This is a genomic window from Rhodosalinus sp., assembly GCF_046542825.1.
In the GTDB taxonomy this organism is placed as follows: Bacteria; Pseudomonadota; Alphaproteobacteria; order Rhodobacterales; family Rhodobacteraceae; genus Rhodosalinus.
In genome coordinates this window covers 1-11,781 of the sequence record NZ_JBKHAQ010000008.1, presented here as the reverse complement: position 1 = coordinate 11,781, position 11,781 = coordinate 1, and the positions used below count along the sequence as shown (strand labels likewise).

Annotated in this window: 12 protein-coding genes and 1 tRNA gene; 5 read left to right on the top strand and 8 right to left on the bottom strand. The window is 68.1% G+C overall.

Features of this window, described 5'->3' with window-relative positions; all coding sequences use genetic code 11:
* Positions 1 to 112: 112 nt before the first annotated feature.
* The gene (gene ykgO, locus ACLFOB_RS02155; protein ID WP_005850168.1) at positions 113 to 238 is read right to left on the bottom strand and encodes a type B 50S ribosomal protein L36; all 126 of its coding nucleotides are present in this window, start codon (positions 236 to 238) and stop codon (positions 113 to 115) included.
* A 68-nt stretch (positions 239 to 306) separates the two neighbouring features.
* Positions 307 to 381 (bottom strand) — tRNA-Val (locus tag ACLFOB_RS02150).
* Between the two features lie 157 nt (positions 382 to 538).
* Between ACLFOB_RS02150 and ACLFOB_RS02145 the strand changes: the two genes are divergently transcribed.
* Positions 539 to 1,408 (top strand): N-formylglutamate amidohydrolase, encoded by an 870-nt coding sequence (locus tag ACLFOB_RS02145; protein ID WP_410924617.1) that lies wholly within the window; start codon positions 539 to 541, stop codon positions 1,406 to 1,408.
* Positions 1,409 to 1,487: 79 nt separating this feature from the next.
* On the opposite strand, the gene ACLFOB_RS02140 is transcribed toward ACLFOB_RS02145, so the two are convergent.
* A complete protein-coding gene (locus ACLFOB_RS02140) occupies positions 1,488 to 2,741 on the bottom strand; it encodes a DNA polymerase IV (protein ID WP_410924615.1) in 1,254 nt (417 codons plus the stop codon).
* Between the two features lie 444 nt (positions 2,742 to 3,185).
* Positions 3,186 to 3,893 carry an orotidine-5'-phosphate decarboxylase gene (pyrF, locus tag ACLFOB_RS02135; protein WP_410915774.1) on the bottom strand — a complete coding sequence of 236 codons (708 nt, stop codon included), beginning with the start codon at positions 3,891 to 3,893 and terminating at the stop codon, positions 3,186 to 3,188.
* Positions 3,894 to 4,005: 112 nt separating this feature from the next.
* Between pyrF and ACLFOB_RS02130 the strand changes: the two genes are divergently transcribed.
* The 3 genes from ACLFOB_RS02130 (at position 4,006) to clpB (ending at position 7,543) form a co-directional block, all read left to right on the top strand.
* The gene (locus ACLFOB_RS02130) at positions 4,006 to 4,434 is read left to right on the top strand and encodes a hypothetical protein (RefSeq protein WP_410915773.1); all 429 of its coding nucleotides are present in this window, start codon (positions 4,006 to 4,008) and stop codon (positions 4,432 to 4,434) included.
* A gap of 128 nt (positions 4,435 to 4,562) precedes the next feature.
* Entirely contained in the window at positions 4,563 to 4,697 is a 135-nt protein-coding gene (locus ACLFOB_RS02125) for a hypothetical protein (protein ID WP_410915772.1), read from the top strand.
* Positions 4,698 to 4,915: 218 nt separating this feature from the next.
* Positions 4,916 to 7,543, top strand: coding sequence for an ATP-dependent chaperone ClpB (gene clpB, locus ACLFOB_RS02120; protein ID WP_410924613.1), 2,628 nt, complete (start codon positions 4,916 to 4,918; stop codon positions 7,541 to 7,543).
* 79 nt (positions 7,544 to 7,622) lie between these two features.
* Here clpB and ACLFOB_RS02115 read toward each other — a convergent pair whose 3' ends face one another.
* From ACLFOB_RS02115 to ACLFOB_RS02105, 3 genes are all read right to left on the bottom strand, one after another.
* Positions 7,623 to 8,117 (bottom strand): fasciclin domain-containing protein, encoded by a 495-nt coding sequence (locus tag ACLFOB_RS02115; protein ID WP_410924610.1) that lies wholly within the window; start codon positions 8,115 to 8,117, stop codon positions 7,623 to 7,625.
* Between the two features lie 73 nt (positions 8,118 to 8,190).
* Entirely contained in the window at positions 8,191 to 8,667 is a 477-nt protein-coding gene (locus tag ACLFOB_RS02110; protein WP_410918229.1) for a fasciclin domain-containing protein, read from the bottom strand.
* 190 nt (positions 8,668 to 8,857) lie between these two features.
* Entirely contained in the window at positions 8,858 to 9,301 is a 444-nt protein-coding gene (locus tag ACLFOB_RS02105) for a DUF302 domain-containing protein (RefSeq protein WP_410918228.1), read from the bottom strand.
* Positions 9,302 to 9,413: 112 nt separating this feature from the next.
* Between ACLFOB_RS02105 and ACLFOB_RS02100 the strand changes: the two genes are divergently transcribed.
* Positions 9,414 to 9,956, top strand: coding sequence for a hypothetical protein (locus tag ACLFOB_RS02100; protein ID WP_410924609.1), 543 nt, complete (start codon positions 9,414 to 9,416; stop codon positions 9,954 to 9,956).
* Between the two features lie 10 nt (positions 9,957 to 9,966).
* On the opposite strand, the gene ACLFOB_RS02095 is transcribed toward ACLFOB_RS02100, so the two are convergent.
* Positions 9,967 to 11,475, bottom strand: a complete 1,509-nt coding sequence (locus ACLFOB_RS02095; RefSeq protein ID WP_410924607.1) for a phytoene desaturase family protein — start codon at positions 11,473 to 11,475, stop codon at positions 9,967 to 9,969.
* Positions 11,476 to 11,781: the final 306 nt, after the last annotated feature.

Genomic DNA, 11,781 nt, shown 5'->3' with positions numbered 1-11,781 from the left:
AGCCGCTTGACGACAGGCTGCCATGCAGCCTCGCGCCGCGCACGCACAAAGGGGCGCGCTCCTGCGGAACGGCCCCCTGTCTGCCCGTTCGGGCGGCGTCACGCGGCGCGATTCAGCCCTGGCGGGCCTTGAACCGGCGCTGTGTCTTGTTGATGACGTAAACGCGGCCCTTGCGCCGCACCACGCGACAGTCGCGGTGGCGGTTCTTGAGCGAGCGCAGCGAGTTCCTGACCTTCATCGGTCTTCTCCCAGTTTCGCGTGGGCGCCGGGGCGCCCGATGAGCTGCCGCCGTCGCGGCCTGTTCGATGGTGGGCGGTACTGGGATCGAACCAGTGACCCCTACGATGTCAACGTAGTGCTCTACCGCTGAGCTAACCGCCCTCGGCAATGGGCGCTCCGATGCGCCCCCGAAACGAAAGGGGGCGCGGAAGCCCGCGCCGGATGGGCGGGCTATAAAAGGAGTTCCCGGGGGGATCAAGGGCTTTTGGCCCGATGTGCAAACGCGCTATGTTCGGCGTCAGAGAAGCGGAGGGGCGCGGTGCCGAAGGCTGCCTATCACATCGATCTGCCGGTGCGGCGAACCTCCTGCGTCGTTTTCGCCTCGCCGCACAGCGGGCGCGACTATCCCTGGAGCTTCCTGCGGCGCACGGTGCTCGACGAGCTTTCGATCCGCTCGTCCGAGGACGCCTATGTCGACCGGCTGTTCGACTGCGCGCCGGATTTCGGCGCGCCGCTGCTGCGGGCCGGCGCACCGCGGGCCTACGTCGATCTCAACCGCTCGGCAGAGGAGCTGGACCCCGCGCTGATCGAGGGGGTGCGCCGGTCGAGCCACAACCCGCGCGTCACCTCCGGCCTGGGCGTGATCCCGCGCGTGGTGGCCAACGGACGCGCCATCTATCGCGGCAAGCTGGACCTAGCCGAGGCACAGCGGCGGATCGACGGCGTCTGGCGCCCCTATCACGCGGAACTCGCCCGCCAGCTTGCCGTCGCGCACGAGACGCATGGCCAGGCCGTCCTGATCGATTGTCATTCCATGCCGCACGAAGCGGTGGACGGGATCGCCCGGGCGGGCGCGCGGCGTCCGCAGATCGTTCTGGGCGACCGTTTCGGTGCCTCGGCCGCGCCCGACATCGTGGACCGGATCGAGGCCGCCTTCGCCGCGGCCGGACTGACGGTGGTGCGCAACGCGCCCTTTGCGGGCGCCTACGTCGCGCAGCACTACGGTCGGCCCTCGCGCCATCAGCATGTCGTGCAGATCGAGATCGATCGCGCGATCTACATGGACGAGCGCAGCGTGCGCCCGAACGCGGATTTCCACGCGTTCCGCCGCGTGTTGCGTGGGATCGTGGCCGAGGTCGCCGCGCTTGGCGGCGGCGGGCACAGCTCACTGCCGCTCGCGGCGGAATGAGGCGCACCGATTTTTCGATCGAAAAATCGGTGGCGCGAGCGCAGCGGGTCAGAAGAATTTTCGACCGAAAATTCTTCGGTCAGCGCAGCGCGCGTCCTTTCAGGATCGCGTCAGAGCCGAAACGCGCGCGAATCGAGTCGGCCGCGCGCTCTGCCTGCCCCCGTCGCGCCGCCTGCGGGTCGAGCAGGTCGCCGGAGCGTTCGGCCTGCGCCTCGGGGCACAGATCGGAAAGGCCCACGCCCAGAAGCCGGTAGGCGCGGCCTGCCGGCACCGCGTCGAAGAGCTGCCGCGCGGCGCGATAGAGCCGGTCGGCAAGCTGCGTCGCGTCCCGGAGCGCCTGCCGCCTGGTAACCAGCCGGAAGTCCGCCTGCTTGAGCTTCAGCGTCACGACGCGGCCCGCAAGGCCCTTGGCCTTGGCGCGGTCCGCCACCTTTTCCGCCATTCGCCACAGGTGCCCGTCGAGGATGTCCGGGTCGTCGATGTCCTCGCCGAAGGTCGTCTCGTTCGAGATCGACTTCGGGGCCGCATCGCGCGCCACGCGGCGCGCGTCCTCCCCGCGCGCCAGATGCCACAGCCGCGGTCCCATGGAGCCGAATCGCGCCTCCAGCGCGGATTTCTCCCAGCGGCGCAGATCGGCGAAACGATGGATGCCGGCGCGCGCCAGCGCCTCCTGGCCGGCCTCCCCCACGCCCCAGATGTCGCGTACCGGGCGTTCGGCCAGGAAATCGATCGTTTCCACTCGGCCGATCACGGAAAACCCCTGCGGCTTGTCGAGGTCCGAGGCGAGCTTGGCGAGGAACTTGTTGTGCGAGAGCCCGATGGAGCCGGTGACGCCCAGCTCGTCCTTCATCCGCCGCACCAGCCGGGCGAGCAGCACCGCGGGCGGCGCGCCATGCAGGCGCTGGGTGCCCGAAAGGTCCAGGAACGCCTCGTCGAGCGACAGCGGCTCGATCGCGGGTGTCAGCTCTTCCATCATGGTGCGGATCGCGCGGCTGACCTCGGCATAAAGCTCCATGCGCGGCCTGAGCACCACCGCGTCGGGGCAGAGCGCCAGCGCCCTGAACATCGGCATCGCAGAGCGCACGCCGCGGATGCGCGCGATGTAGCAGGCGGTCGAGACCACGCCGCGCCGCCCGCCGCCGATGATCACCGGCTTGTGGGCCAGGTCCGGGCGGTCGCGCTTCTCCACGCTGGCATAGAAGGCGTCGCAGTCCATGTGTGCGATGGAAAGATCGAAGAGTTCGGGATGCGCAGTCACGCGCGGACGTCCGCAGGCCGGACAGCGGTGGCCGGTCTCGAAGCAGGTCAGACAGTCGCGGCAGAGGGCGGGCATGGGGCGAAGATGCGCCCGCCGTGTGCCTGCGTCCAGTGTTTCAGGCGGGCGTGCCCGCGCGGTCTTTGCGACGGAAGGCCACGTCGCCGCCCGCCATCCGCGTCAGCATCTTCGTCGTCACGCCGCCCGGACAGACGGCGAGGGTCATCACGCCGAAGGCCAGCTCCTGGCGGCAGCCTTGCGATCTGCAAGAGCGTGAAGGCCACCACGGGCAGTAGCGCCACCTGCGCCAGGGCACCCACGAGGAAGGCCCGCGGCGCCGTCAGCACGCGGGCGCAGTCCGCTCCGCTCAGATCAGGCCCAGCGAAGCCATGATGCCCGCAAGGGACAGCGGCAGGCCGAGGGTGAGGAGCAGGTCCACGCGGCGGTCCCTGCCGTTCCGGTCGATCTGGAAGAAACGCCGGGGATGGCGAAGGGCAACCCGATCCGGCCTGAAACCGTATCTCAGACCGGGGCCGGAAGCTCTGCCAGCACCGCCTCTGCCGCCGCGCGCGGGTCCGCGGCCTGCCAGATCGGGCGACCGACGACAATGTGGTCGGCCCCGGCCGCCAGCGCCGCCGCCGGTGTCGCGATCCGCTTCTGGTCGCCCGCATCGGCGCCCGCCGGCCGCACGCCCGGCGTCACGATCAGCCGGCCGGCGGCCTGGGGCAGGGCGCGGATCGCTGCAGCCTCGTTCGGCGAGGCGATGACGCCGCCGGCCCCTGCCTCGAAGGCGCGCGCGGCCCGCTCCGTGACAATCTCCGGCAGGTCGCCGGCGCGGATCATCGCGGCGTCCAGGTCGCCGCGGTCCAGCGAGGTCAGGATCGTCACGGCAAGGATAGTCAGCCCCGATCCGGCCGCGCCCTCCGCCGCGGCGCGCACGACATTCGGGTCGCCGTGCACGGTGAGAAAGTCCAGGTCGAAGCGGGCGAGGCCACGCACCGCGGCCTCGACCGTCGCGCCGATGTCGAAGAGCTTCATGTCGAGAAAGATCCGCTTGCCGTGCTCCGACTTGAGTTCGTTGGCGAGCGCAAGGCCGCCGCCGGTCAGCATCCCCAGGCCGATCTTGTAGAAGCTCACCGCCTCGCCGAGCTGCCCGGCGAGGGTGAGGCCTGCGTGGGCGTCCGGCAGGTCGAGGGCGACGATCAGGCGGTCGTCGGCTTGGTCAGGCATTGGGCACGTCCTTCGGTTGGTGGCGGGCTTGCCGCAAATGCAGGCGCCGCACAAGCGCAGAGGAACAGCGCACGCGCGCCACGCATTGCTCGAGGGAGCTGGAGGTGGCCAGATGGCACAGCGGAAGACCGAAGAGAATTCCGACGGCACGCCGCGCGGCGGCATTCCCGCGCCGATCATAGGTGCTGCCGTCGCGGCAATCCTGGTGATCGGTCTGATCGTCTTTTTGGGAATGCGCGATGAGACGCCCGTGGTGCAGACCGACCCCTTTCCCGAAGAGGATGCACCGACGGAGCCCATGGCGGGCGGAGAAAACGACGGTGCCGTTTCGATGGAGCAGGAGGGTGTCCGTACCCCGGAAGAGACGCAGGAGCGAATCGAGGGCGATGGCCTCGCCACCGAGGCGGAGGAGGGCGAACAGCTCTTCGAGGGCACGGGAGAGGATCCCGACCTGATGGAGCCCGGAGAGAACACGGTGAACGAGGGCGAAGCGGGACCGGAGGCCCGCCCGAATCCCCCCGACGATGACGGGGACGACTGAGCAAGAAATCTGCCGATGCGGGCGCCGGTTGCTTGGGTGACGGACCAGCAGTCCCGCAAGGTCACTTCGTAAGGGTGGAGAGAGCTATGCGCGATAATGGACCAGGAAACTCGGGCGGCGGAACATCCGTGGCGCTGATCGTGGGAGGCATCCTCATCATCGTGGCGATCGTCGCGATATGGGTTGTAAGAAGCGCGGACCGCGAGATGGTGTCCGACCCCGCTGAGCAGCAAACCGACGAGCCTGTCGAGCAGACCGACTGAAGAGGCGGGCTCGGTGGAGGATGCGGCGCGCGCTCCGCCGGTGGGTCGCCGGGCGCTCAGGGCCGCGGCGCGTTGCAGAGGGCGCGGATGCCTGCCGTTGGCTGTGTCAGACTTGCAACAGGCCGCGCTCTTCCCCATCTCTTTGCGCGAGGCTTCCGACGGGCCGTGCCGCACAGCGGGCGAACGATTGGAGGCGCTTGAAAAAGGAGATATGACTCATGGACTTGTCGAAGTTCACGGAGCGGTCGCGCGGCTTCGTTCAGGCGGCGCAGACCATCGCGGTGCGCGAGGGACACCAGAAGCTTGGCCCCGAGCATCTGCTCAAGGCGCTGATGGACGACGAGCAGGGGCTCGCCGCCAACCTGATCCGCCGCGCAGGCGGCGCGCCCGATCGCGTGCTCGAGGCCGTGGAGGCCGCGCTGGCCAGGGTGCCGCAGGTGTCCGGCAGCGGCGCGGGCCAGATCTATCTGGACACCCAGACCGCCAGGGTGCTGGACGAGGCGCAGAAGCTGGCGAAGAAGGCCGGCGACAGCTTCGTCCCGGTGGAGCGCATCCTGACCGCGCTGGGCATGGTGAAAAGCCCCGCCAAGGACGCGCTGGAGGCCGGCGCCGTCAGCCCGCAGAAGCTGAACGAGGCGATCAACGACCTGCGCAAGGGCCGCACGGCGGACACCGAAAGCGCCGAAGAGGGCTATGACGCGCTCAACAAGTATGCGCGCGACCTGACCGAGGCCGCCGAGCAGGGCAAGATCGACCCGATCATCGGCCGCGACGAGGAAATTCGCCGCGCCATGCAGGTGCTTTCCCGCCGGACCAAGAACAACCCCGTGCTGATCGGCGATCCCGGCGTCGGCAAGACCGCCATCGCCGAGGGCCTTGCGCTGCGCATCGTCAACGGCGACGTGCCCGAGAGCCTGAAGAACAAGAAGCTGCTCGCGCTCGACATGGGGGCGCTCATCGCCGGCGCGAAGTATCGCGGCGAGTTCGAGGAGCGGCTGAAGGCCGTGCTGTCCGAGATCACCGCGGCGGCCGGCGAGATCATCCTCTTCATCGACGAGATGCACACGCTGGTGGGGGCAGGCAAGGCCGACGGCGCGATGGATGCCTCGAACCTGCTGAAGCCCGCGCTGGCGCGCGGCGAGTTGCACTGCGTGGGCGCCACCACGCTCGACGAATACCGCAAGTATGTCGAAAAGGACGCAGCCCTCGCACGGCGGTTCCAGCCGCTCTATGTGGACGAGCCGACGGTCGAGGACACCATCAGCATCCTGCGCGGCATCAAGGAGAAATACGAGCTGCACCACGGCGTGCGGATCTCTGACTCCGCGCTGGTCGCGGCCGCGCAGTTGTCGGACCGCTACATCACCGACCGTTTCCTGCCCGACAAGGCGATCGACCTGATGGACGAGGCCGCCAGCCGCCTGCGCATGGAGGTGGACAGCAAGCCCGAGGAACTCGACGCGCTCGATCGGCAGATCCTGCAGATGCAGATCGAGGCCGAGGCGCTGAAGAAGGAGGACGACCAGGCCTCGAAGGACCGTCTTGAGACGCTTGAGAAGGAACTCGCCGAGTTGCAGGAGCAGTCGGCCGAGATGACCGCCCGCTGGCAGGCGGAGCGCGACAAGCTGGCCTCGGCCCGCGAACTGAAGGAACAGTTGGACCGGGCGCGCGCCGATCTGGAAATCGCCAAGCGTGAGGGCAACCTGGCGAAGGCGGGCGAGCTGTCCTACGGCGTCATCCCGCAGATCGAGAAGCAGCTCGCGGAAGCCGAGCAGCGCGAGGGCGAGGACGACGGCGTGATGGTCGAGGAGGCCGTGCGCCCCGAACAGATCGCCGCGGTGGTCGAACGCTGGACCGGCATCCCGATGTCCAGGATGCTGGAGGGCGAGCGCGAGAAGCTGCTGCGCATGGAAGAGGAACTGCACGCGCGCGTCGTGGGGCAGGATCAGGCCGTGCACGCGGTGTCGAACGCCGTGCGCCGGGCGCGCGCGGGTCTCAACGACGAGAACCGCCCGCTGGGCAGCTTCCTGTTCCTCGGCCCCACCGGCGTGGGCAAGACGGAGCTGACCAAGTCGCTGGCGGACTTCCTGTTCGACGACGAGAGCGCGATGGTGCGTATCGACATGTCCGAGTTCATGGAGAAGCACTCGGTCGCGCGGCTGATCGGCGCACCCCCGGGCTATGTGGGCTACGACGAGGGGGGCGTGCTGACCGAAGCGGTGCGGCGCCGGCCCTATCAGGTCGTGCTCTTCGACGAGGTCGAAAAGGCGCACCCGGACGTGTTCAACGTGCTGCTGCAGGTGCTGGACGACGGCGTTCTGACCGATGGTCAGGGCCACCGCGTCGATTTCAAGCAGACGCTGATCGTGCTGACCTCGAACCTGGGCTCCCAGGCGCTGAGCCGCCTGCCGGAAGGCGTGGATTCGGGGCAGGCCAAGGCAGAGGTGATGGAGGCGGTGCGCAACCACTTCCGCCCCGAGTTCCTGAACCGGCTGGACGAGATCATCGTCTTCGACCGGCTGGGCCGCGAGGACATGACCGGCATCGTGGAGATCCAGCTGTCGCGCCTCGCGAAGCGTCTGGCAAACCGCAAGATCCGGCTGGAACTGGACGAGAGCGCCAAGGAATGGCTTGCGAACGAGGGCTATGATCCGGTGTTCGGCGCCCGTCCGCTCAAGCGGGTGATCCAGAAGGCGCTGCAGGACCCGCTCGCCGAGATGCTGCTGAGCGGCGATGTCAGGGACGGGGACGTCATCCCGGTGAGCGCGGGTCCCGAGGGCCTGCACATCGGGGACCGCGTCGGCCGCTCCGACCGCGAACCGCCGCAGGAAGCCGTCCTGCACTGACGCCGGTCACACCCTGACAGGACAAGGCCCCCGCCGGTTTGCCGGCGGGGGCCTTTCGCGTCGGATCATCGCCGATCGATCATTCAGGCAGCAGCACGGTGTCGATGCGGTGGATCACGCCGTTCGAGGCCATGATGTCCGCCTGCGTCACGCGCGCGTCGTTGACATGCACGGCATCGCCGGTCGCGTCGATGTGCAGCGACCCGCCCTGGACGGTGGTGGCGCTGGTGCGCTGGCCCGCCAGCTGGTCGGAGGTCACTTCGCCCGACACGACGTGATAGGACAGCACCTCGATGAGCTGGTCGCGGTTCTCCGGCTGCAGCAGCGAGTCGACCGTGCCTTCCGGCAGTTTCGCAAAGGCGTTGTCGGTGGGCGCGAAGACCGTGATGGGGCCGGGGCCGGCGAGCGTCTCGACAAGGCCTGCGGCGTCGGCGGCCGCGACCAGGGTCGAGAACTGGTCGCTGGTGGAAAGGATGCCGGCGATGGTGGGCTGCTGGGCCATCGGGGCGCAGGCGGCGACGGCCGCGGCAAGGCCGGTGCCGGCGAGCGCACGGAGTGCGAAACGGCGGTTCATGTCATGTCTCCCTCTGGTCACGGTTCCGGAAAGCGGGAAGGGGCGGCCGACCCGGCCGCCCCCTGGGTTTCGATCACTCGGGCAGGATGACCGTGTCGATGGCGTGGATCACCCCGTTGGAGGTCTCGATGTCGGCCTGCACGACGTTGGCGCCGTCCACGGTCACGCCGCCCTCGGTGCCGATGGTCACTTCCTGACCCTGCACCGTTTCGGCCGTCATGCCGTCGGAGAGGTCGGTCGACATCACCTTGCCCGGCACGACGTGATAGGTGAGCACCTCGGTCAGGGCGTCGGTGTCCTCCAGCAGCCCCTCGACCGTGCCCTCGGGCAGTGCGGCAAATGCCTCGTCGGTCGGTGCGAAGACGGTGAAGGGACCCTCGCCCTTCAGCGTCTCGACCAGCCCGGCCGCTTCGACAGCGGCAACGAGCGTCGTGAAATTGCCGGCCGCAACGGCCGTGTCGACGATATCCATGTCCGTGGAGTCGTTGGCCAGCGCCGGGCCGGCAAGTGCGGTGGCGGACGCGAGAGCGATAAGTGTTCTGCGGAACATGACTGTCCTCCTGAATGTCAATTCGGGACACCCGATGCCGGGATGTCCAGATCCCTCTACGCAGGACATGTGCCACAGGTTCAGCGGGGATTTCCGCCGACGCGACTTGACTGGCAAGGGTTCAAGGCTAAGCCTGCAACCTCCTGTCTGGCCAATAAAAGACTTGTGATCCGGCGTGATCCGGTCGGGCCTAATCCATCCCGATCGCGTTGCGCGCGATACGGTCCAGAAGCTCCTCGACCGCGTCCATCGGCCCGTCGGGATAGCCGCGGTAGCCGATGGTCACCGTGTCCTCGCCCGCCTTCTGCATGATGAAGACGTGATAGGGACAATAGGCGATGTTCATCGGGTCCGCCTCCATCACCTCGCGTGAGACGGTGGCGGAGCAGAAGCCGTAGGCGTCCGCCCCTTCGTAAAGCTGCATCTCCGATCCCACGTCTGCGCGGGTGCGCTCCAGCATGCCTCCGACGCGGCTCACGTGGTCGATCACCAGCCCCTCGTCCAGGATGGCGTTCTCGAGCCCGAAGGCGACGTCGCCGAAGGCGAGGTCGGTCTCGTAGGTGACGATGTCGTCGTCCGCCACGGCAGGGGCCGCGAGCAGGACAAGCACGGCGGCACTCAGGTTGCGACGCATGGCTCTCCTCCCTCTTCTCATGGTGCGTTGCGAAGGCGGTGGCCCGCCCTCGTGCGTTACGTTAGGGTCATGGCGGCGCCGGGACATTGAGACAGGTCAAGACGGAGACACTTTGCAGGGGCTGAGCCGGGGGGCCGCCCCGCAGGCTCTCGCGGCGCTCTTCCCGGTCGCGATCGGCCTGGCGGTGCTGGGCCTTCCGGTTCGCTTGGTGCTCGAGCGGACGCAGACGGGCGACGCGATCCGCCGCAACGACCTGTCATCGGTCGTTTCCGGCAGCCGTTCACGGCGCCGGGAGAGTCCTTCCGGCAGCATTTCCCTGGGCGAGCATTTCCCCGGGGCGGCCGCCGCGGTTTCGCGACGGTGGTCAGCCCCGGCCCATGTCGATCTCGCCGTGGAACGCCGGCAGGCGAAAACGGGGCGCAAGGCGATCCTCGACGGCGGCGGTTGGAGTTTCGCGCAGGCAAGGGCCGCCAGGCGGCATCCTGGCCGTCAGTCCTTTTGCAAGGGCCAGTCGGCAACCACGGCCCAGACGACAAGGACCACTGCCCCGCTGACGAATTCCGCGAACACGCTGGGCGCCGCGGGACCGATCAGGAAGACCGCAGAGGCATACCAGGTTACGGGGATCGCAATTCTCTTCAGAAACCAGACGTAAAGATTTCGCATCATGGCAGGCCGACCCGAAACTCGATGTCTTCTGCATCGCAAATCAGTTGAACCGCATTTCGGCCCGTATAGGCGGCTGGCGGCATGCCACCGCCCGGTGCGACCCAATGGCCGGCCATCCAGAAGTTGCGCACAGCATCGAAATGGGTCGGGATCCTGGCCTTCGCGGCCGCCGGCGTGGGCAGCCAGCCCTCATAGGCGCCGCGATGGTTGCCCGTGTAGCGCTCATAGGTCAGCGGCGTGGCAAGGTCGCGGAACACGACCCCGTCGCGCAACCCGGGGAAATGCCGGTCGAGCCCGTCGATCATCGCATCGGCGATGTTGTCGCGAGCGCAGCGGTAAGCGTCCGCCCCCTCGTCGTGACGCGCGCGCCACCAGTCATAGTCGCTGTCGAGCATCGCCGTGAGCAGGACCTGGCCCCGCGGCGCCAGCGTCGGGTCGAAGCTGTAGATCTGCACGGTCGCGCGCGGGTGGCTCACCGGTCCGACCTGCAGGGGTGGGTCGAAACGCAGGTTGTGGCCCATCGAAACCGTCTCGAGGCCGGCGAAGTCATAGCTTGCACCGGCCGAAAAGTAGCAAAGCGGCGGAAACGTCGTCAGGTGGTCAAGGCTTTCCGGGCGCAGCGCCTCCCCACCGGGGAGCAACCGATCGAATACCTGCGTCGCGTCGCAGGCGGCGATGACGTGGTCGGCGGCCACGCGGCGGCCATCAGCGAGGAAGAGACCGGTGGCCTTGCCGTCCGATACGTCGATCCCCGTCACCCGCACGCCGGTTTCGATCCGGCCGCCAAGCCCCTCGAGACGGCGCACCAGCCGGTCGATGAACGGCCCGGACCCGCCCAGTGGATAGGCAGCCGTCCCGCGCGCCGCGAAGCCAAGTTGCATCAGCAGGAACTGCATCGACAGGCCCGGTGTCCAGAAATTCCGCAACATGCCCTGCAAGGCGGGATGCCTGAACCGCGCGGCATAGTCCTCGACCGTCAGGGCGCCATAGCGGCGATGCGCCAGCATGAAGGGCATGTTGCGCGCGAAGATCCCGATCCACTCCGTCAGGCTGAGCAATTCGAAATCGCGCCGCATGGGAAACTCGGCATCGCGGAACACGCGGATCGCGTCGCACATCTCGGCGACCGTGTCGGCGTCATCGGGCGAAATCTCGCTCAGATGGACCTGAAGCTTGTCGGGATCCCGCCACAGGTGGACATCGACGCCATCCAGGTCACGAAACAGGGCAAAGCGGGCGGGCGACAGATGCGGGTGGTCATCGAGCACACCCAACTGCATCCACATGTCATGCAGATCGCTTCCGGGCGCGGATCCGACCAGCCAGTGGATCGACCCATTGACAAGGAACCCGCTGCGCTCCCACCCGGCGCAGACACCGCCGGGTTTCTGCGCCATCTCGTAGACCGTGGCCTCGAAATCGTTGAGACGTGCGTAGATCGCGGCCGACAGACCGGCGATTCCACCCCCAACGACGACGATCGCACCGTGATGCCGCGCAGCCATGTCGCTTCCTTGTCATGCGCGAAGCGCGCGCGGAGCATACCACGCGGAACGTGACACGGCGATACGCAGTCGCCTCCTGCCGGGCGCTGCCGTCACCCGGCGTGTTCGCCCCCGGCAAAGACGCTGTCGGTGCGGCGCTTCGGGAAGGCTGTCCGCCGGGAGGAGCGATGCACGACCCACCGCGGGGGCAAGCTGAAAGGCAGCTCACCCCGTCGCGCCAATCGCAAGGGGGCAGAGGAAAGGCTCACCGGGCCTTCCCCCTTTTTCTGGCGCTGCAGGCGGTGGCAAGCTGCCGTGGCGCAGGCA

Coding starts and splice junctions, on each gene's coding strand:
- ykgO (WP_005850168.1), bottom strand. CDS start 238: ATGAAGGTCAGGAACTCGCTGCGCTCGCTCAAGAACCGCCACCGCGAC.
- ACLFOB_RS02105 (WP_410918228.1), bottom strand. CDS start 9,301: ATGCGTCGCAACCTGAGTGCCGCCGTGCTTGTCCTGCTCGCGGCCCCT.
- clpB (WP_410924613.1), top strand. CDS start 4,916: ATGGACTTGTCGAAGTTCACGGAGCGGTCGCGCGGCTTCGTTCAGGCG.
- ACLFOB_RS02130 (WP_410915773.1), top strand. CDS start 4,006: ATGGCACAGCGGAAGACCGAAGAGAATTCCGACGGCACGCCGCGCGGC.
- ACLFOB_RS02095 (WP_410924607.1), bottom strand. CDS start 11,475: ATGGCTGCGCGGCATCACGGTGCGATCGTCGTCGTTGGGGGTGGAATC.
- ACLFOB_RS02140 (WP_410924615.1), bottom strand. CDS start 2,741: ATGCCCGCCCTCTGCCGCGACTGTCTGACCTGCTTCGAGACCGGCCAC.
- ACLFOB_RS02110 (WP_410918229.1), bottom strand. CDS start 8,667: ATGTTCCGCAGAACACTTATCGCTCTCGCGTCCGCCACCGCACTTGCC.
- pyrF (WP_410915774.1), bottom strand. CDS start 3,893: ATGCCTGACCAAGCCGACGACCGCCTGATCGTCGCCCTCGACCTGCCG.
- ACLFOB_RS02115 (WP_410924610.1), bottom strand. CDS start 8,117: ATGAACCGCCGTTTCGCACTCCGTGCGCTCGCCGGCACCGGCCTTGCC.